Origin of the sequence: Hymenobacter daecheongensis DSM 21074, assembly GCF_900141805.1 — a bacterium.
Taxonomy (GTDB): Bacteria; Bacteroidota; Bacteroidia; order Cytophagales; family Hymenobacteraceae; genus Hymenobacter; species Hymenobacter daecheongensis.
Map to the genome: position 1 here is coordinate 63,414 of NZ_FQYN01000002.1, position 18,437 is coordinate 81,850.

Here is an 18,437-nt window from a genome sequence, read left to right on the forward strand (position 1 = left end):
TGAACCACCCCCAACCCCTCCTTGAAAAAAGGAGGGGAGCTTAGCTTAGCCTCTGGTTTTAACTGCTGGCTCCTAGCTTCCCAATGCTTACTTTTGCCCCCAATGCCCCAGAATCGTCCGACCCGTAAAAAGAAGCTTGGCAATTATCCGCACCTGATGGTGGTGTTCAGCATCACGCTGGCGTTGCTGGTTATCGGGCTATTCGGACTGCTGCTGATTCATGCCCACAAGCTCTCCAACCTGGTGAAGGAGAACATTGAGATGCAGGTATATCTGGAGCGCGACCTGCCCGAAACCGAGCTGCTGCGCCTGCAGCAGGACTTTGGCCGCAAAAAATACATTGCCTTCAAAGACGACCAGCCTCAGGTGCGCTTTCTTTCCAAGGAGGAAGGTGCCAAGCAGTTTATGGAGCAGACCGGCGAGGATTTCCAGCAGTTTCTGGGCGACAATCCGCTGCGCGACGCCTACATTCTGAAAATCAACGCCGACTACTCCGACTCATTAAACCTGCGCAAGATTGAGCAGGATTTGAAGGCCCAGGCGGGCGTGCACGAGGTGCAATACGTGCAGAGCCTGATTACGTCCATCAACCAGAATGTGCGCAAGCTGAGCCTGGTGCTGCTGGGTTTCGCCGTCATTCTGACTTTGGTCGTGACGGTGCTTATCAACAATACCATCAAGCTGGCGCTGTTCTCGCAGCGCTTCCTCATCCGGAGTATGCAGCTGGTGGGGGCCACTTCCTTCTTCATTCAGCGGCCGTTTTTGCGCCGCGCTACCTGGCAGGGCTTCGTTAGCGGGGCGCTGGCAGCGCTGCTGCTGCTGGCGTTGCTCCAATACGCGTATCTGCAGGTAGATGAGCTACGTTTGCTGCGCGACGAGCGCCTGATTGGGGCGCTGCTGGTGCTGATGGTGGCGCTGGGCGCGGGCATCGGCTTTCTGAGCTCTTACCGCGCCGTGTGCAAGTATTTGGGCATGTCGCTCGATGATTTGTATTAACTGGAAATAACTCGTTTGTCATGCTGAGCTTCTCGAAGCATCTCTACCGCACTACTCCTTGATTACCATTGCAGTAGAGATGCTTCGACAGGCTCAGCATGACAGTTCTTTAGCCTACCAATGGAACAAAAACCCACTCCCCGCTTCGCCTTTGGGCCGCGTAACTACCGGCTGATGTTTATCGGGCTGGCCGTGCTGGCCGCCGGCTTTATCACCATGACGCTGGACTCGGCCCCGTACGGCGAAGGATTCCTGGGCATCACGCTCGGCCCCATTCTGCTGGCTGTGGGCTTCGGTATCGAGTTCTGGGCCATTATGGCCCGCAACGGCAACCGCGCTGAGGTGGCCACCGACACTGTGACGCGCGAGGAGCTGAGCGCCAACCCCATTCCCGGCAGAGCCCCGGTTTCGGCCCCGGCCGCGCCTGGCCGCCCTACCTACACGCGCCCTTCCTAGATGAGCTACTGGCACGCGCTGCTCCTGGCCATCGTGGAGGGCCTGACGGAGTTTTTGCCCATTTCCAGCACCGGGCATATGATTATTGCCTCGGCCCTGCTGGGTATTCCGGTCACCGACTTCACCAAGCTGTACCTGGTCGTCATTCAGCTGGGGGCCATTCTGTCAGTGTTCGTGGTGTATTGGCGGCGCTTTTTCCAGAGCTTCGACTTTTACCTGAAGCTGCTGGCGGCCTTCGTGCCCATCATTGTGGTCGGGCTGCTGCTCAAAAAGCACATCGATGCCCTGCTCGAATCGGTAACGACGGTGGCCGTGATGCTGCTGCTGGGCGGTATTGTGCTGCTGTTCGTGGATAAGTGGTTTCCGCAGGAAGACCCGCAGGAAGGCGGCCACCCGGTGACGAATCCGAGCTTTAAGGAGGCGTTTCTGATCGGGCTGTTTCAATGCCTAGCCGTGGTGCCGGGCGTGAGCCGCTCAGCGGCCACCATCATCGGCGGCCTCACCCAGAAGCTCACGCGCCGCGCCGCCGCCGAGTTTGCCTTCTTTCTGGCCATGCCCACCATGGCCGCCGCCGCCGCCAAAGACCTGCTCGACTACCACCAGTTGGGCATTCCACTCACGGGCGAGCAGATGAAATTGCTGCTGTTCGGCAACGCCGTGGCCTTCGTGGTGGCGCTGGTAGCCATTCGGCTGTTCGTGGGCTTTGTGACGAAATACGGTTTTCGGGCGTTCGGTATCTACCGCATCATCGTGGGCGGGCTGCTGCTGATTATGTTGGCCCTGGGCATTAATTTGAAGTTGGTATGAGTGAAATAACGCTGGCCGGATTTGATTTTGACGAAGGCGAAGTGCTGCTGGTGAACAAGCCGCTCACCTGGTCTTCGTTCGACGTGGTACGCAAGGTAAAAAACACGCTGCGCATCAAGAAAATCGGACATGCCGGCACCCTCGATCCGCTGGCGACGGGCCTGCTGATCTTGTGTACCGGCAAGAAAACCAAGCAGATCGACCTGATTCAGGCCCAGGAAAAGGAATACACCGGCACCTTCCGCCTCGGCCAGACCACGCCCAGCTTCGACCTGGAAACGCCCGTGGATGCCGAACAGCCGTTTGCCCACCTCACCGAAGCCGAAATTCAAGCGGCGACCCAACACTTTACGGGGCTGATTGAGCAAACTCCTCCCCTGTTTTCAGCCGTCAAAATAAACGGGGAGCGGGCCTACGAAGTGGCCCGGCGCGGCGGCGAGGCCGAAATCAAGAGCAAGCAGGTGACCATCCGGGAGTTTGAAATCACACGCATTGCGCTGCCCGAGGTTGATTTCCGCGTTACCTGCTCCAAAGGCACCTACATCCGCAGCTTGGCCCGCGACTTCGGCGCGGCCCTGGGCGTCGGCGCGCACCTCACCAAGCTGGTCCGCACCCGCATCGGCAACTACCAGTTGACCGACGCACTGACGATGGAGCAGCTCGAAGCCCTGCGTCCGCCGCGCCCCGCAGGCGAGGAAGCCCGCCCGCCCCGCCAGCAGAAGCAGCGCCGCCCCGAGCGCCGCGCCGGCTTGGAATATTACAACGCTCAGCAGCCCGCTCCGCCCACGCCGCCCGCCGAATAGCCCGCCGAAAAACTCACCATTTCACTATTTTACCACTTCACCGCTGATGCAAGTCGTTCGGGACCCGGCGCAGTTTCCGGCTTTAGGCAATGCCACCGTGACCACCGGCACCTTCGACGGCGTACACCGGGGCCACCAGCGCATTTTGGCGCGGCTGCGCGAGGTGGCCCGGCAGCACGGCGGCCCCACGGTGGTGATTACCTACTGGCCCCACCCGCGGCTGGTGCTCGGGCCGCCCCTCACCCACCCCGAATGGCTGGAGCTGCGTCTGCTCAACACCCTCGACGAGCGGATTGAGAAGCTGCGCGGCTTCGGCATTGATTACCTGCTGATTGTGCCCTTTACCCGCGAATTCGCGGCCCTGACTTCCGAGGAATACATCCAGCAAATCTTGCTCAAAACCGTTGGCACCAAGCAGTTGGTCATTGGCTACGACCACCGCTTCGGTAAAAACCGCGAGGGCGGCTTCGACTACCTGAGCCAGCACGCCGGCCGCTACGGCCTGACGGTGGAGGAGATTCCGCGCGAAGACGTGGATGCCGTGGGCGTGAGCAGCACCCGCATCCGGCAGGCCCTGCTGGCCGGCGACGTGGCTACGGCCAACCGTTACTTGGGCTACCTCTACCCGCTCACGGGCCGGGTGGTGCGGGGGCAGCAGCTGGGCCGCACCATCGGCTACCCCACGGCCAACCTGGAGCTAGTGGAGCCGCTGAAGCTGGTGCCGGCCCGCGGAATTTATGCCGTGTGGGCCCGCACGGCAGCCGGCACCCGCTACCCGGCCATGCTCAGCATCGGTGTGCGCCCCACCATCGGCGAGGGCCTGGCCCAGACTATTGAGGTGAACCTGCTCGATTTTAGCGGTGATTTGTACGGCCAGGAGCTGACGCTGGAATTCGTGGCCTGGCTGCGGGCGGAGGAAAAATACGACGGGCTGGAGGCTCTGACGGCGCAGCTGGCTTTGGATGAAGCGGCTACGCGGAAGGCGCTGACGTAGGGTTCCCGCAGAGTTTCGCAGAGGAAAAGCGTCGAGGCTCGCAGAGTCGTTGAACGGACCTCTGCGAGCCTCGGCGCTTTTCCTCTGCGAAACTCTGCGGGAAATTCTACCTTTCAGCCCCCAAAACCTTTCCCACCTTATGATCAATAAAGTTGTAGCCGACGCGCAGGCCGCCCTGCACGGCCTCACCGACGGCATGACGCTGATGCTCGGCGGCTTCGGCCTGTGCGGCATCCCCGAAAATTCCATTCAGGAAATCCTGCGCCTGGGCGTGAAGAACCTGGTGTGCATCTCCAATAATGCCGGCGTCGATGATTTCGGTATTGGGCTGATGCTGCAGACCAAGCAGGTGCGCAAGATGATTTCGAGCTACGTGGGCGAAAACGCCGAATTTGAGCGTCAGCTGCTGAGCGGCGAGCTGGAAGTGGAATTGATTCCGCAGGGCACGCTGGCCGAGCGCTGCCGGGCCGGCGGCGCGGGCATTCCGGCTTTCTACACTCCCGCCGGCTACGGCACGGAGGTGGGCGAAGGCAAGGAAAGCCGCGAGTTCAACGGCAAGATGTACCTGCTCGAAACCGCCCTGCACGCCGATTTCGCCTTCGTGAAAGCCTGGAAGGGCGACACGGCCGGCAACCTCATCTTTAAAGGCACCGCCCGCAATTTTAACCCCATGATGGCCACGGCCGGCAAAATAACGGTGGCCGAAGTAGAGGAGCTGGTGCCCGCCGGCGAGCTGGACCCTAACCAGATTCACACCCCCGGCATCTTCGTTCAGCGCATTTTCGAGGGGCGCAATTATGAGAAAAGAATAGAACAGCGGACGGTTCGCGGTTGATTTTTCGCGCAGTGGTTCGCAGTGGATGACGCGGTGTCTCGCAGTGTCGTTCAACGGGCCACTGCGAACCATTGCGGTTTCCCACCGCGAGACACTGCGTGAAATAACTTTATGGCACTCGACAAACACGGCATCGCCAAGCGCATTGCCCAGGAAGTACAGAACAACTCCTACGTCAACCTCGGCATCGGCATCCCGACGCTGGTGGCCAATTATATTCCGGCCGGCATCAATGTCGAGCTGCAGTCCGAAAACGGGCTGCTGGGTATGGGTCCGTTTCCTACGGAAGCCGAAGTAGACCCCGACCTGATCAACGCCGGCAAGCAGACCGTGACCACGCTGCCCGGCTCCAGCCTGTTCAGCTCCGCCGATTCATTCGGCATGATCCGGGGCGAGCATGTGGACCTGACCATCCTGGGCGCGATGGAAGTCTCGGAAAACGGCGACATCGCCAACTGGAAAATCCCCGGTAAGATGGTGAAGGGCATGGGCGGCGCCATGGACCTGGTGGCCTCGGCCAAAAACATCATTGTGGCCATGCAGCACGTGGCCAAGGACGGCTCCAGCAAGCTGCTGCCCAAGTGCACATTGCCCATCACGGGCCTGCACTGCGTGAAGAAAATAGTAACTGAGCTGGCCGTGCTCGACGTGACGCCCGATGGCTTCGTGCTGCGCGAGCGGGCCCCCGGTGTGAGCGTGGAGCAGATTCAGGCCGCCACGGCCGGCAAGCTGGTGATTCCGGCCGGCGGCGTACCGGAAATGCAGGGCGTGTAAATCGCCTGTCATTGCGAGCAGAGCGAAGCAATCTGTCCTGTGAAATGTAGAAAGCCCTGACGTATGTGCTACGTCAGGGCTTTCTACATTTCACAGGACGGATTGCTTTGTCCTTCGGCCTCGCAATGACACGGAGTGCTTCGTATCTTCGGCACCCGGATACTTTCCCCGCTGCTTATGAACCGCTACCTCTACGCTACTCTTCTCTTTCTCACCGGGTTTTCCGCCCGAGCCCAGTCGCCGGTGATTGACCGCACCGACATGCCGGCGGTAACCACGGCCGCGCCGGTCGACTCGCTTCGGCTTAGCCAGGCCTCCACCGTTTTGCCCGCCGGTGCGCCCCCGCTTACCCGGCGCGGGGCCAACCAAACCTGGAACTACAGCAACCTGGTGGCCACGTCGCAGACGGTGGAACGCTACACTTCAGTGGCAGCCACGGCAGTTCCCCTCTTTCAGCTATACTTTGGGGCAGCGGGCGGCCCCAACCGGGCCACAGTAGCTTCGCCCGCGCCCCTGCCGCTGGCTACGGGCCCGCTGCTGCCCATCACCGACCCCTACCAGTTTTACAACGTGTCGGCGGCCGCGGCCCCGGTGCAGGAGTTTCGCTCGGTGGGCTTCGGCGGCCTGCTGGGCGGCCTGCCGGTGCCCCTCACCTACCGCACCCCGGCCGAGCAGGACGTGATTTACCGCTTCCCGCTCAGCTACGCGAGTCAGCCTGACTCCAGCCGGTCCTTTGTTGAAACCCCGGCCGCCCTGGCGGCTACCGGCTACTTCAGCCGCCGCCGCAAGCGCGTAAACCGGCCCGATGCCTGGGGCACGCTCATCACCCCGTTCGGCACGTTCACTACCGTGCGGGTCGTCACCCGGCTGATTGACCATGACAGCATTGCCCTGGGTGGTGTACCGGGCGTGGGCGTGGACGTGCCCCTGACCCGCGAGTATAAGTGGCTGGCTAAACTAAACCATGTGCCGGTGCTCACCATCACGACCCAGGAGGTGGGCGGCCGCGAAGTGATTACCGCCGTGCAGTACCGCGACCGGTACCGCCGCCTCGTGTTGGGCACCCGCTCAGCCGCCGCCCAGGCCGCCGTTGCGGTGTATCCGAACCCGCTGACCAGCGGGCCGCTGCATCTTGCGGGCCTCACCGGCACGCGCGTCCGGCTCAAGGCTACTGACCTGGCCGGACGGGTGCTGTTTGAGCAAACGCTGGCGGTGAATCAGGGGGCCGCTACGGTAGCTGCCGCCACGTTCGGCCAGTTTCACGGCGTGGCGCTGCTGACCATTCAGACCAGCCAGGGCGTGGCCGTGCGGCGCGTGGTGCGGCCGTAGCAACTGCCGGGCCTCAAGGGGTGTTTGGGAAGGGAGTCGGGCTGATTTGCCACCGAAGTAGGATGGTCGTCGTAAGATGCTAGCGGCCGGCCGCTGTTCCGGTATCTTTGCCTTTCCTTCTCGCACTTTCATTCCTGCATTCTATATGGCCACTCCTTCCACCGCCAAACCCGGCGGCAGCCACGCCAAAAAAGTGGACAAGCCCGCTCCCGCCGAGCTGCTCACCCCCACCGCCATTCCGGCCCACAAGCTGGTGCTGCGCACCCTGCGCCGCTCCGATTTCAAGGCCGTGAAGGCTATTATGGACAAGGTGTACTCCAATATGGAGGGCTCCTGGACGGCGGAGGAGTTTGGGGCGCTGCTGCGCAAATTCCCCGAGGGCCAGATCTGCATCGAGGATAATGGCCAGATTGTGGCCGCCGCGCTGGCCATCATCGTACAGTATTCCGACTTCGGCGACCGGCACACCTACGCCAAAATCACCGGCAACGGCAAGTTCAACACCCACAACCCCGACGGCGACACGCTCTATGGCGTGGACGTATTCGTGGACCCCGAGTACCGCTCGCTGCGCCTGGGCCGCCGCCTCTACGATGCCCGCAAGGAGCTGTGCGAAAACCTGAACCTGCGGGCCATGGTGGCCGGCGGGCGCATTCCGGGCTACGCGGCCTACGCCAACGAGATGACGCCGGCCAAGTACGTGGAAATGGTACGCAACAAGGAAATCACCGACCCGATCCTCACGTTCCAGCTCTCCAACGAATTTCACGTTCGCAAAATTATTCGCGGCTATCTGCCCTACGACTCGGAGTCGAAAGCCTTTGCCACGCTGCTCGAATGGCTGAACGTGTACTATGAGGAAGAGGAAAAGCTGATCGGCAACCAGAAAAGCAACGTCCGCATCGGCATTGTGCAATGGCAGATGCGGGCCACCCGCTCGCTGGAAGACTTATTACAGCAGATTGAGTTTTTCGTGGATACCGTATCGGGCTACAAGTCGGACTGCGTGCTGTTTCCAGAGTTTTTCAACGCCCCGCTGATGGCGCTTACCAACGAGGACTCGCCCTCGGTGGCCATCCGGGCCATGGCGGCGTTTACGGAACCCATCAAGGCCAAGATGATGGAGCTGGCCGTGAGCTACAACATCAACATCGTGGCCGGCTCCATGCCGGTGTATGAGGATGGCAAGCTGCACAACGTGGCCTTCCTCTGCCGCCGCGACGGCACCGTGGACGAGCAGTACAAGCTGCACGTGACGCCCGATGAGGCCAGCTACTGGGGCATGCGCGGCGGCGACAAGCTCAAGTGCTTCGAGACGGACTTCGGCAAAATCGGCATTCTGGTATGCTACGACGTGGAATTCCCCGAGCTGTCGCGGATGCTCTCCGACGAGGGCATGAAAATCCTATTCGTGCCCTTCTGGACCGACACCAAGAACGCCTACCAGCGCGTGCGCATCTGCGCCCAGGCCCGCGCCATCGAAAACGAGTGCTACGTGGCCATCACCGGCTCGGTGGGCAACCTGCCCCGCGTCGAAAACATGGATATTCAGTACTCGCAGAGCGCCGTGTTCAGCCCCTCTGATTTCGCCTTCCCCCACGATGCCATCGTGGCCGAAGCCACCCCCAATACCGAAATGACCCTGATTGCCGACCTGGATCTGGACCTGCTCAAGGACCTGAACACCAGCGGGGCCGTGCGCAACCTGCGCGACCGGCGCAAAGACCTCTACTCGCTGAGCTGGACGGTGAAGAAATCGGACCGCGACGATGAGCTGTTGGCCCAGGGCGACGAGCGCTTGGCCAAGCCCAGCCGCCGCAAGGCCATTGCGGCGGGGTAAATACATACCACCTCTTGCTATGCCCAGTGGCAGAAAACCCGGTTAAGCCCCGGCGGGGTTTGCTACCTAATTCTAACGGGCCGCTTATATTGCGGTCCGTTATTTTTTATCCCAATGAAACGCTTATTGATTTTATTCTGGCTCATTGCTCTTTCCCAGTGGGCGCTGGCGCAAAAAAAGTGGGGCATAAGAAGGTGGAGAGCATAAAAACTGAAGGGGCGCGGGGCACCCTGACCGACGATGTTCCGACGGGGGTCTGGCAATACTTCGACCCCGCTGGCAAGCTAGAATGGTCAATGGATTACGATTCCAGCCGCATCGTTTTTATGCGCCCTGATACGGCCCGCTACCGTTTGCGCGTGGGTTCAGAATGGCGTGCGGTACGCACAAACCGGGCACCCCGTTTTTTGGGTTCCAACGCAGTGTTGCTCCAATGCATTTCCACTAGCCTGCGCCATCCGGATCAGGCGCTACGCGACCAAAAGCAGGGCACAGTTATCATCGGCTTCATTGTCGGCCCCCAAGGGTTGGCTACTGATTTTGCCGTAGAGCAATCTATTGAATTGGAGTTGGACAAACAGACGTTGCAAGCAGTTGAGGCAGCGCCTAACCACTGGCTTCCGGCCATTTATCAGGGTCAGCCAGCCTTCTCCCATCTTCGAATACTTGTGCATTACGCCATTGCCACTCGTGGTGAAGGTAGCGCGGCCGTGGCACAGCGGATGAGCATCATACCACACCAAGCCGGAGACCTCCAAATGCTGATAATGGCTCCCACTTCTTCCCGCCAACATTAGCAAATCTTCCGCCGACACTGGGCTGGGCCGAATAACACCTGCGCTTAAGCATCCACGCGGTGAACCTGGCCGCGCCGTTGAGACGAACTAGCGGTGCGCGGTGCTTGTGGCAAAGACACTCCGGCATAATGATAACTCGGCCAAGCCTAGAGACTGCGGAGCAGATTTAGGCAACTGCCGCAAACCGGGCTTTTTTTGAGTAAACTTCGGCGCCAACCTTTCCACCCCAACTTTCCCACATGAAGCGTGTCCTCATCACCGGTGCCAACCGCGGCCTGGGCCTCGAACTCACCCGTCAGTACTTGGAGCGCGGCGACCAGGTGTTTGCCGCCTGCCGCCACCCCAATGCCGCTACCGAGCTGCAGGCGCTGCAGCTCCAGTACCCCGACAAGCTCATCCTGCTCAGCCTCGATGTGACCGATGAAGCCTCGCTGGCGGCGGCCCACGAGCTGGTGGACGCCCACGCTGAAGCGTTGGATATCCTCATCAACAACGCCGGCATTCTGCCCGGCCACCCCGGCGCGGGCCTCGGCGACGACCCCGCCACCCAGCGCCTGGGCCACCTGCGCTACCAGGATGCCATGCAAGTGCTGGCCACCAACGCCGTAGGGCCGCTGCTGGTGACGCAGCAGTTTCTGGAGCTGCTGAAAAAAGGCCGTAAGAGCCGCATCGTGAATATTTCGACCGGGCTGGGTTCGCTCACGCTCAAGGCTTCGGGCAGCCAGTACCACTACAGCGCCAGCAAGGCCGCCATGAACATGTACATGCGCACGTTGGCCATTGAAGCCGGCCACGACGGGTTGGTTTCCATCATGGTGGACCCCGGCTGGATGCGCACCGACATGGGCGGCACGGGCGCGGCCCTGCTCCCCGCCGACTCGGCCCGGGGCATCATCCGCCTTGCCGACCAGCTGCACGCCGAGGAAAACGGCAGCTTCGTGACCTGGCAGGGCAAGCCCGTGCCGTGGTAGGCAGCGGTTGCCGCCGCTTGCTTCAGAAAAGAGCCGCTTCAGCAGGAGCGGCTCTTTTTTATGTGGCAGTTACGCTCATCACGCAAAAACCCGCTGCTCAGAAAGGTAGCTGGAGCTTAAAATAAGATTAATTGATGATTTGTTAAAACCATTGCGCGACAACTACCCGTACATCCTGATTCTGGTCCACTCCATTTTTCAACTTACCAAACCATCTGATTTCATGAAGACTACCTCTACCCGCTTACTGGCAGCCCTGAAAGGCACGGCCCTCGCTGCGTTGCTGACCGGGGCCGCTGCCCTACCCGCTGCCGCCCAAACGGCTTACGGGCTGACCGTAGACTTGAGCAACAGCTACAGTCTGGCCACCTTCCAGATAACGGCCCCCGGCACGTTCACGGCTACGGCTGCCATTACCGGGCTGGCCGCCGGGCAGGATATCGTGGGCATCGACACGCGCCCGGCTACGGGCCAGCTCTTTGCGCTGGGCTACAATGATGCCGCCGCTACCAATAATGCCCAGCTGTATTCGCTCTCGACCACCGGCGCCCTCACGCCCGTGGGCAGCGTGCAGACGCTGGCACTGGGCACCGACGGCACCCGCATCGGCTTCGACTTCAACCCCACCGTGGACCGCATTCGGGTGACGGCCGCCAACGGGGCTAACTTCCGCCTGAACCCGGCTACGGGCGGTATCGCGGCCACCGATGGCACGCTGGCCTACGCCACCACCGATGCCAATGCCGGCCAAACGCCCGGCGTGGGCTCCTCGGCCTACACCAACTCCTACATCGGCAGCACGGCCACCACGCTCTACAATCTCGACGAAGCGGCCAGCCGCCTGGTCACGCAGAACCCACCTAACAACGGCACGCTCAACACAGTGGGGCCGCTGGGCGTGAGCACCAACAGTCCGTTTCAGATTTCGGACCTCGACATCTATTTCAACCCCGCTACGAGCCAGAATGCGGCTTACATGTCGCTGTCTACAATATCGTTGGCTACGCTAACGGTAACCAACCAGCTCTACACCGTAAACCTAAGCACTGGTGCCACCACGGCCGCTGGCACGCTGGGCGCTGCCAACAACACTTTCAGCTTCGTGGATCTGGCGCTGGCTATCAGCCGGCCGGCCACGCTGCCTGCCGTAACGGGGCAGCTGGCTTACGGGCTGGCGGGCACCAACCTGCTCACCTTCGACACGGCCCAGCCCGGCCTGATCCGCACGGCAACTGGCCTCACGGGCGTGGATGCCGCCCAGACGCTGGTGGGGCTGGACGTGCGCCCGCTCAACAATGCGCTGTATGCGCTGGGCTACAACGCCGCGGCCGCGGCGGGCGTGGCCAATGCCCAGATCTATTCTATTAATGCCAACACGGGCGTAGCCTCGGCGGCTGGTCCGGCCGTGCGGCTGGAGCTGGGCACCGGCAGCATCGGCTTCGACTTCAACCCCACCGTGGACCGTATTCGGGTGGTGGGAGCCAACCGCAACAACTACCGCCTGAACCCGGCCAACGGGGCGCTGGCCTTCACCGATGGGCAGGTAGCCTACACCTCGGGCACCAACGTGCCGACCATCGGGGCGGTGGCTTACACCAACAGTTTCACGGGAGCCAACACCACCACAGGCACCACGCTCTACAACTACGACGAGGTGCTGAACCTGCTCAACACCCAGGCCACGGCCAACCCGCCGCAGGATGGGCAGTTGACCACCGTGGGCGCTTCGGGCATCACGGCCAACACTGCCGCGCCCAATGTTGACCTGGATATTTACAGCACCGGCGTGGGCGTAAACACGGCGTATCTGGTGGCCACCACGGGCACTTCCAACAACAGCAACCTCTACACCGTGAACCTGACGACCGGCGCGGCCACGCCCGTGGGCACCACCGGCCTCATCGGCTTCGGCAGCACCATCCGCGACATTGCGGTGGCCTCGGCGGCCGGCGTGAGCACCGGCAACCGCAGCCGCACCGAGCTGGCCGCCACGCCGCTGGCTGTTTATCCGAACCCCGTGCTGGATCAAGCCACCGTGGCTTTCCGCCTCGCCAAGCCCACCCACGTAGCCGTAGCGGTATTCGACGCGCTGGGCCGCCAGGTAGACGCGCTGCCTGCCGGCATCCGCCCCACCGGCGACCAGATGCTGCGCTGGGACGCGGGCCAGGTCCGGGCCGGCCTGTATTTCCTGCACCTCACGCTGGACGGCCAGCCCGCCGGCGTACAGCAGGTAATGGTGACGCATTAGCCCTTGGTATCAATCTAAAAATAAAGCACATAAAAAAGCCTGCCGAAGATTTCGGCGGGCTTTTTTTATGCGCGGCAGGCTCGTCAGCAAGGCAAGCAGGTAGGGAATGAGTTAGCGAAAAAGCAGCCGGGCGAAACGAATTGGGGAGCGTGTGAGACTTGGAGACACGCAATGAGCAGCGCCGGAATCCTAAACAGATACAATTCCCGGCTTTCGTAAACGATTGCCTAAGTTTACCATACAGATCCTGCGGTTGGGCGCACGGGTGTTTTTTGTCGAAAAAAATCTCTACCTATCAGCATGTTAGCACAGCAGATAAACACCCTTTTTCAGCAGCGCTACGGCTACCGGCCGCTGCTGGTGCGAGCACCGGGCCGCGTGAACCTGATTGGGGAGCACACGGACTACAACGGCGGCTTCGTGCTGCCGGCAGCCATCGACAAGGAAATCCTGTTTGCCGTTGGTCTCAACGGGCTAAGCACGGCCCGCCTGTTTTCCTACGACATGCAGGAAGCCTACGACCTGCGGCTGGAAAGCGAGCCGGTGCAGCCGGGCAAAACCCTGTGGGCCAACTACCTGAAAGGCGTGGTGGCGCAGTTTCAGCGGCGCGGCATTGCAGTGCCGGGCTTCGACTGCGTATTCGGCGGCAACGTGCCCATCGGCGCGGGCCTCTCCTCATCGGCGGCCCTGGAATGCGGCCTGGCTTTCGCCCTCAATCAGCTGCTGGAGGCCAACCTGAGCCGGCTGGAGCTGGCCTACATGGGTCAGCGGGCCGAGCACGAGTTTGCGGGCGTGCAGTGCGGCATCATGGACCAGTTTGCCAGCCTGCACGGGCAGTCGGGGCACGTGGTGCGCCTGGACTGCCGCTCCATGGAATACCAGTATTTTCCGTTCAACTCGGCGGCCTACCATCTAGTGCTCTGCAACTCGGGCGTGAAGCACAGCCTGGCCAGCTCGGCCTATAACACCCGCCGCCAGGAGTGCGAGCAGGGCGTGGCGGTGCTGCGCCGCCACCACCCGCAGGTAGCAAGCCTGCGCGATGCCACCCTGGAGCAGGTGGAGCAGCACCGCGCCGAGCTAGGACCAGTGGTATACCGCCGCTGCCGCTACGTGGTGCAGGAGAACCTGCGCGTAGAGGCTACCTGCCAATATTTGCAGGCCGGCGACATGGCCGCCGTCGGCCAGCAGATGTATGCCTCGCACGCCGGCCTGCGCGACGACTACGAGGTGAGCTGCGCCGAGCTGGATGCGCTGGTGCAGATAGCCCACAGCCAGCCCGGCGTGCTGGGAGCCCGCATGATGGGCGGCGGCTTTGGGGGCTGCACCATCAATCTGCTGCCCGCCGCCGTGGTGCCGGCGTTCATTGCCACCACCACGGCTGCTTACCAGCAGCAGCTGGGCCTGGTGCTGGAAACCTACCAGACGACCATCGTGGAAGGCGTATCGGTACTGCCGCCGGCGCTGGCCACTCATTGATTATAGCTTAGCCCGTGATGCCTGAACCCTCCACGTCTTTTGATCTGGCCCAACACCCCCACCGGCGCTACAATGCCCTGAACGGGGAGTGGCTGCTGGTGTCGCCGCACCGGGCGCTGCGGCCGTGGCAGGGCCAGCAGGAAGCCCCCGACACGGCCTCCCGCCCGGCCTACGATGCCGGCTGCTACCTCTGCCCCGGCAACGTACGGGCCAACGGCGTGCACAACCCCGCCTACGCCGGCACGTTCGTGTTCGACAACGATTTTGCCGCCCTGCGCGACGACGGCCCCGCCGGCGGCTTCGAGCGGGGCGGGCTGCTGCGGGCCGAAGCCGAAAGCGGCGTGGGCCGCGTCATCTGCTTTTCGCCCCGCCACGACCTGACGCTGCCGGAAATGAGCCCGGCCGAAATACGGAGTGTAGTAGACGTGTGGACCGACGAGTTCCGCACCCTCGGGGCCCGGCCGGACATTGGCTACGTGCAGATTTTTGAGAACAAAGGCCAGATGATGGGCTGCTCGAATCCGCACCCGCACGGCCAGATCTGGGCGCAGCGCACCGTGCCCGGCGAGCCCGAAAAGGAAGGCCGGCAGCAGCTGGCGCATTGGCAGCAGCACGGCCGCACCCTGCTCACCGACTATCTGGCCATCGAGCTGGCGGAGAAAAGCCGGCTGGTGCTCGAAAATGAGCATTGGGTGGTGCTGGTGCCCTTCTGGGCCAGCTGGCCTTTCGAAACGCTGCTGCTCCCGCGCCGCCCGGTGCCGGATCTTACCCAGCTCACGGAAGCCGAAAAGGACGACTTCGCCGACGCGCTACGCCGCCTCACGATCCGCTACGACAACCTGTTTCAGACTTCGTTTCCGTACTCGGCCGGCCTGCACCAGCGCCCTACTGATGGGCAGCCGCACCCGGAATGGCACCTGCACATGCACTTTTTTCCGCCGCTGCTACGCTCGGCCACGGTGCGCAAGTTTATGGTCGGCTACGAGCTGCTGGCCAATGCCCAGCGCGACATCACGCCCGAATGGGCTGCTGAGCGCCTGCGCAGCCAGCCGGAAGTGCACTACAGGCACGCGCCGGCCGGCCCGCAGGAGCAGCCCGGCTAGTGGCGCTGGCCCTCCCGGCCGGGGCGCGTACCTTTGCGGGGTCCGCTTCCTGCTCTGCCCTATGCGCCACCGTATTTTCTGCTTTCGTCTCCTTTTCCTTCTTGTGCTGCTGCTTGGCGGCGGCCCCGGCCGCGCCCAGGTGGCCGAAACCCGGAGCCTGCTGCCGGTGCCTGCCACGGTGCGCTGGGGCGCGGGCCGCTTTGTGCTGAAAGGCCAGTGGCGCGTGCAGATTCAGGCCTTGCAGGCCGATTCGGCCATCGCGCCGGCGGTGGCGGAGCTGGGCCAGTGGCTGAGCCGCCAGGCCCGCGACAAGCGCCTGAGTCCGCAGCTGGTGGCCGCCGGCGTGCCCGCCGACCTCATCATTCAGTATGGGCGCGTGGGACTGCCCACCGACCCAAGCGCGGACGAAGCGTACAGCCTGCGCGTCACGCCGATGGGGCTGGCGCTTTCGGCCAACAGCAGCCTGGGCGTGCTGCGCGGGCTGGCCACACTGCGTCAGTTGCTGGTTCTGGATAAGAAAGCGGCTTACTTCCCCGAAACCGACATCGCCGACCGGCCGCGCTTCCGGTGGCGCGGCCTGCTGATTGATGCGGCCCGCCATTTTCAGCCCGTGGCGGTCATCAAGCGCAACCTCGATGGCATGGCGGCCGTGAAGCTGAACGTGCTGCACTGGCACCTCTCCGACGACCAGGGCTTTCGGGTGGAAAGCCGCGTGCTGCCCCGCCTGCACCAGGTGAGCGGGCAATACTACACCCAGGCCCAGGTGCGCGAGGTGCTGCGCTACGCCGCCGCCCGCGGCATTCGGGTGGTGCCGGAATTCGATATGCCGGGCCACACCACGGCCTGGCTGGCGGCCTACCCCGAGCTGGCTTCCAACGACTCGACCTACGGCCCGGCCCAAACCTGGCGCACGCTCAACATCGCTCTCGACCCCACCAGGGAAACCACTTACCAGCTCCTGGATAAGCTGCTGGGCGAGATGACAGCCCTTTTTCCCGACCCCTACTTTCATATCGGCGGCGACGAAAACGACGGCCGGCAGTGGCGGCGCAGCCCGCGCATTATGGCTTGGGCCAAGGAAAACGGCTACGTGAAAGCCAACGGCCAGCTCGACAAGCACGCGCTACAGACCTACTTCAACCGCCGCATTCTGCAGTTTGTAACCAAATACGGCAAGAAGATGATCGGCTGGGATGAGATTCTGGGGCCGGGCCTGCCGCCCGATGCCGTGATTCAGAGCTGGCGCGGGCGCAAGGGGCTGGTGGAGGCCGCCAAGGCCGGGCACGCCGTGCTGCTCTCCCACGGCTATTACCTCGACCTGAACTACAGCGCCGCCACTTACTACCTCAACGACCCGCTGCCCGCCGACTCGCCCCTCACCGATGCCCAAAAAGCCCTGGTGCTAGGCGGCGAGGCCACCATGTGGGCCGAATTTGCCGACAGCGTGATTCTGGAAAGCCGCATCTGGCCCCGCGCCGCCGCCGTGGCCGAGCGCCTGTGGTCGGCGGGCACCGTGCGCGACGTGCCGGATATGTACCGCCGTCTGGCGCTGGTGTCGCGGGAGCTGGAAACGCTGGGGCTGCGCCACAAAGTGGTGCCTGAGCAATTGCTGCTGGCCATGGTGGGCGGCCATAATGCGGAGCCGCTGCGCACGCTGGCCGCCGTGCTGGAGCCGGTGAAGGAATACAAGCGCCACTTCCAGGGCCTGTTCTACACCCCCCAGACCCCGCTAAACCGCCTCGTGGATGCCGCCCCGGCCGAATCGGAGGAGGCGCGGGAGTTTGGCGCGGCCGTGGAGACGCTGCTGGCCCGCCGCCCCGCCGCCGCTCCGCTGCCCACCGATGCCGCCACCCGCGCCGCCCTGGCCGCCGTGCAGGCTCCGCTGGTGCGCTGGGCGCTGAACGACAAGCTGGTGCAGCCGCTGCTGGCCGCTCATGCGCCGTTGGGTGAATATGCCCCGCTTTCCAGCCGCCTCAGCGCCCTGTCTACCCTGGCGCTGGAGCGGTTGCGGCTGCTTCAGAAGGGCCAGACCCCTTCGGCCGCGTGGCTGGCGGCGGCCCAAAAGCAGCTGGAAGCCGCCAAGGCCCCGGCCGGCCAGGCCGAGCTGGCGCTGGTGCCGGCCCTGAGCCGGCTGGTGCTGGCCCCGGCCAGCCGCCCCCAATAAGGGCGGCAAAGCCCAATGAAGGCGGCAAATGAATATTTGTGGGCGAATAGTAGTCTGGCGCTGCTTTTCTTCGGAAATTACATCACTATGTTATACCAGGAGCATTTCACGGGCGGCACGCTCTTCCAGCGCAGCTTGTTTTCAACCAAGTACTTCAGCATCACTGACCATAAGGTGCAAATCCGGGAGAAAAACCTGGCGGGCGAGCGGTCGGTGCTGGTGCCGTTCGAGGAAATCGGGCGCGACCGGCTGCTGCGCCTGCGCCGCCGGCCCGAGGTGCTGGTGCTGGCCGCGCTGGTGCTGGGCGGCAGTCTGCTGGGCTTCTTCGACTACCTGACCGGCACGTCGGGCAGCACGCTCGAAGGACCGCTGGAAGGTATTGTGGGCGCGGTGCTGCTGGCCGGGGCGTTTCTGCTCACCCAGCAGCGCACCCTGCTGCTGGCCAACGACGACCAGAAAGGCCTGGTGCTGTTTCTGCCCCTACGGGGCGAAGCGCCGGCCGCGGAAGAGTTTATCCGGGTGCTGCTCAAGCGCCGCGACCTGTATCTGCGCCAGCAGTACGGCCACCTCAGCCACCTCATCGACTACGACCTGCAGCTCAACCGCCTCACTTTCCTCTACAAGTCCAGCGTCATCAGCCAGGCCGAGTTCACGGCCCGCCGCGAAAAGCTGGATGCCCTTTTTCCGCAGAAAACCGACATGCCTTCGGGCTTCTCGTTCAGTCTGAACTGACGGCCCACCTCACCTGAATACGCTTCGCTGCTGCTGGCACCATCCGAGGCTGGTGTTTATATATTATTGTTTATATATTAAGGATACAAAGTCGCCTCATTCCGGGCCGCTA

Annotated in this window: 16 protein-coding genes; all 16 read left to right on the forward strand. The window is 62.8% G+C overall.

Annotated features, from left to right (window positions below):
* Positions 1 to 102 precede the first annotated feature (102 nt).
* The 16 genes from BUB62_RS03235 (at position 103) to BUB62_RS03310 (ending at position 18,325) form a co-directional block, all read left to right on the forward strand.
* Entirely contained in the window at positions 103 to 996 is an 894-nt protein-coding gene (locus tag BUB62_RS03235; protein WP_073106149.1) for a cell division protein FtsX, read from the forward strand.
* Between the two features lie 120 nt (positions 997 to 1,116).
* Positions 1,117 to 1,452, forward strand: coding sequence for a DUF3098 domain-containing protein (locus tag BUB62_RS03240; RefSeq protein WP_073106152.1), 336 nt, complete (start codon positions 1,117 to 1,119; stop codon positions 1,450 to 1,452).
* On the forward strand, positions 1,453 to 2,259 hold the full coding sequence (locus tag BUB62_RS03245; RefSeq protein ID WP_073106155.1) for an undecaprenyl-diphosphate phosphatase: 807 nt from the start codon (positions 1,453 to 1,455) through the stop codon (positions 2,257 to 2,259).
* Positions 2,256 to 3,062 (forward strand): tRNA pseudouridine(55) synthase TruB, encoded by an 807-nt coding sequence (gene truB, locus BUB62_RS03250; protein WP_073106157.1) that lies wholly within the window; start codon positions 2,256 to 2,258, stop codon positions 3,060 to 3,062. The genes BUB62_RS03245 and truB overlap by 4 nt, the downstream gene beginning before the upstream one ends.
* A gap of 46 nt (positions 3,063 to 3,108) precedes the next feature.
* Complete coding sequence (locus tag BUB62_RS03255) at positions 3,109 to 4,056, forward strand: bifunctional riboflavin kinase/FAD synthetase (protein WP_073106159.1); 948 nt, start codon at positions 3,109 to 3,111, stop codon at positions 4,054 to 4,056.
* A 139-nt stretch (positions 4,057 to 4,195) separates the two neighbouring features.
* Positions 4,196 to 4,891, forward strand: a complete 696-nt coding sequence (locus BUB62_RS03260; RefSeq protein ID WP_073106162.1) for a CoA transferase subunit A — start codon at positions 4,196 to 4,198, stop codon at positions 4,889 to 4,891.
* 111 nt (positions 4,892 to 5,002) lie between these two features.
* Positions 5,003 to 5,665, forward strand: a complete 663-nt coding sequence (locus BUB62_RS03265) for a 3-oxoacid CoA-transferase subunit B (protein WP_073106164.1) — start codon at positions 5,003 to 5,005, stop codon at positions 5,663 to 5,665.
* Between the two features lie 177 nt (positions 5,666 to 5,842).
* Positions 5,843 to 6,994, forward strand: a complete 1,152-nt coding sequence (locus BUB62_RS03270; RefSeq protein WP_073106167.1) for a T9SS type A sorting domain-containing protein — start codon at positions 5,843 to 5,845, stop codon at positions 6,992 to 6,994.
* 301 nt (positions 6,995 to 7,295) lie between these two features.
* Positions 7,296 to 8,834 carry a carbon-nitrogen hydrolase family protein gene (locus tag BUB62_RS03275; RefSeq protein ID WP_394333416.1) on the forward strand — a complete coding sequence of 513 codons (1,539 nt, stop codon included), beginning with the start codon at positions 7,296 to 7,298 and terminating at the stop codon, positions 8,832 to 8,834.
* Between the two features lie 59 nt (positions 8,835 to 8,893).
* Complete coding sequence (locus BUB62_RS03280) at positions 8,894 to 9,631, forward strand: energy transducer TonB (RefSeq protein WP_159437397.1); 738 nt, start codon at positions 8,894 to 8,896, stop codon at positions 9,629 to 9,631.
* A gap of 239 nt (positions 9,632 to 9,870) precedes the next feature.
* Positions 9,871 to 10,602 (forward strand): SDR family oxidoreductase, encoded by a 732-nt coding sequence (locus BUB62_RS03285; RefSeq protein ID WP_073106171.1) that lies wholly within the window; start codon positions 9,871 to 9,873, stop codon positions 10,600 to 10,602.
* 223 nt (positions 10,603 to 10,825) lie between these two features.
* A complete protein-coding gene (locus BUB62_RS03290; protein ID WP_073106174.1) occupies positions 10,826 to 12,850 on the forward strand; it encodes a DUF4394 domain-containing protein in 2,025 nt (674 codons plus the stop codon).
* Positions 12,851 to 13,150: 300 nt separating this feature from the next.
* Positions 13,151 to 14,326, forward strand: coding sequence for a galactokinase (gene galK, locus BUB62_RS03295; protein ID WP_073106176.1), 1,176 nt, complete (start codon positions 13,151 to 13,153; stop codon positions 14,324 to 14,326).
* Between the two features lie 17 nt (positions 14,327 to 14,343).
* Positions 14,344 to 15,429 carry a UDP-glucose--hexose-1-phosphate uridylyltransferase gene (locus BUB62_RS03300; protein ID WP_073106178.1) on the forward strand — a complete coding sequence of 362 codons (1,086 nt, stop codon included), beginning with the start codon at positions 14,344 to 14,346 and terminating at the stop codon, positions 15,427 to 15,429.
* 61 nt (positions 15,430 to 15,490) lie between these two features.
* A complete protein-coding gene (locus tag BUB62_RS03305) occupies positions 15,491 to 17,593 on the forward strand; it encodes a beta-N-acetylhexosaminidase (RefSeq protein WP_073106180.1) in 2,103 nt (700 codons plus the stop codon).
* 87 nt (positions 17,594 to 17,680) lie between these two features.
* A complete protein-coding gene (locus tag BUB62_RS03310) occupies positions 17,681 to 18,325 on the forward strand; it encodes a hypothetical protein (RefSeq protein WP_073106182.1) in 645 nt (214 codons plus the stop codon).
* Positions 18,326 to 18,437: the final 112 nt, after the last annotated feature.

Coding starts and splice junctions, on each gene's coding strand:
- BUB62_RS03235 (WP_073106149.1), top strand. CDS start 103: ATGCCCCAGAATCGTCCGACCCGTAAAAAGAAGCTTGGCAATTATCCG.
- BUB62_RS03240 (WP_073106152.1), top strand. CDS start 1,117: ATGGAACAAAAACCCACTCCCCGCTTCGCCTTTGGGCCGCGTAACTAC.
- BUB62_RS03245 (WP_073106155.1), top strand. CDS start 1,453: ATGAGCTACTGGCACGCGCTGCTCCTGGCCATCGTGGAGGGCCTGACG.
- truB (WP_073106157.1), top strand. CDS start 2,256: ATGAGTGAAATAACGCTGGCCGGATTTGATTTTGACGAAGGCGAAGTG.
- BUB62_RS03255 (WP_073106159.1), top strand. CDS start 3,109: ATGCAAGTCGTTCGGGACCCGGCGCAGTTTCCGGCTTTAGGCAATGCC.
- BUB62_RS03260 (WP_073106162.1), top strand. CDS start 4,196: ATGATCAATAAAGTTGTAGCCGACGCGCAGGCCGCCCTGCACGGCCTC.
- BUB62_RS03265 (WP_073106164.1), top strand. CDS start 5,003: ATGGCACTCGACAAACACGGCATCGCCAAGCGCATTGCCCAGGAAGTA.
- BUB62_RS03270 (WP_073106167.1), top strand. CDS start 5,843: ATGAACCGCTACCTCTACGCTACTCTTCTCTTTCTCACCGGGTTTTCC.
- BUB62_RS03275 (WP_394333416.1), top strand. CDS start 7,296: ATGGACAAGGTGTACTCCAATATGGAGGGCTCCTGGACGGCGGAGGAG.
- BUB62_RS03285 (WP_073106171.1), top strand. CDS start 9,871: ATGAAGCGTGTCCTCATCACCGGTGCCAACCGCGGCCTGGGCCTCGAA.
- BUB62_RS03290 (WP_073106174.1), top strand. CDS start 10,826: ATGAAGACTACCTCTACCCGCTTACTGGCAGCCCTGAAAGGCACGGCC.
- galK (WP_073106176.1), top strand. CDS start 13,151: ATGTTAGCACAGCAGATAAACACCCTTTTTCAGCAGCGCTACGGCTAC.
- BUB62_RS03300 (WP_073106178.1), top strand. CDS start 14,344: ATGCCTGAACCCTCCACGTCTTTTGATCTGGCCCAACACCCCCACCGG.
- BUB62_RS03305 (WP_073106180.1), top strand. CDS start 15,491: ATGCGCCACCGTATTTTCTGCTTTCGTCTCCTTTTCCTTCTTGTGCTG.
- BUB62_RS03310 (WP_073106182.1), top strand. CDS start 17,681: ATGTTATACCAGGAGCATTTCACGGGCGGCACGCTCTTCCAGCGCAGC.